General features: G+C 53.6%; 4 tRNA genes. All 4 read left to right on the top strand.

Going from position 1 to position 528, the window contains the following annotated elements:
• Window positions 1-58: 58 nt before the first annotated feature.
• Window positions 59-130, top strand: a tRNA-Glu gene (locus AB4Z30_RS29985).
• Window positions 131-253: 123 nt separating this feature from the next.
• Window positions 254-329, top strand: a tRNA-Val gene (locus tag AB4Z30_RS29980).
• A gap of 18 nt (window positions 330-347) precedes the next feature.
• A tRNA-Met gene (locus AB4Z30_RS29975) sits at window positions 348-421 on the top strand.
• A gap of 28 nt (window positions 422-449) precedes the next feature.
• A tRNA-Asp gene (locus tag AB4Z30_RS29970) sits at window positions 450-527 on the top strand.
• The last annotated feature ends 1 nt before the right edge of the window (window position 528 follow it).

Genomic DNA, 528 nt, shown 5'->3' with positions numbered 1-528 from the left:
TCACAAGCGTCTCGAGGGTTCGAATCCCTCTCTCTCCGCCATAATACTTCTCTAGCAAGGCCCGTTGGTCAAGGGGTTAAGACACCTCCCTTTCACGGAGGTAACAGGGGTTCGAATCCCCTACGGGTCATAGTTATTTTAATAACTAAAGAGTGGGATGAGAATCCCAAASGTTCGTCGGAGGATCAGCATCGTTAGCAACTGCTTCGCAGTCTCGAACGAAGTGAGAGTAYCCCCTACGGGTCATATTTACGGAGGCTTAGCTCAGCTGGGAGAGCATCTGCCTTACAAGCAGAGGGTCGGGGGTTCGATCCCCTCAGCCTCCACCATATATATTTTTCTAATGACGCGGGGTGGAGCAGCCCGGTAGCTCGTCGGGCTCATAACCCGAAGGCCGCAGGTTCAAATCCTGCCCCCGCAATTGTAGCTTTCCTAACCGAAAGTGATCTGGAACCGTGGTGTAGTTGGCCTAACATGCCTGCCTGTCACGCAGGAGATCGCGGGTTCGAATCCCGTCGGTTCCGCCAT

It is taken from the genome of Paenibacillus sp. 2TAF8 (genome assembly GCF_052114825.1).
GTDB lineage: Bacteria > Bacillota > Bacilli > Paenibacillales > Paenibacillaceae > Paenibacillus.
Note: the sequence above shows the minus strand (reverse complement) of the source record. Positions and strands in the feature narration are given on the sequence as shown.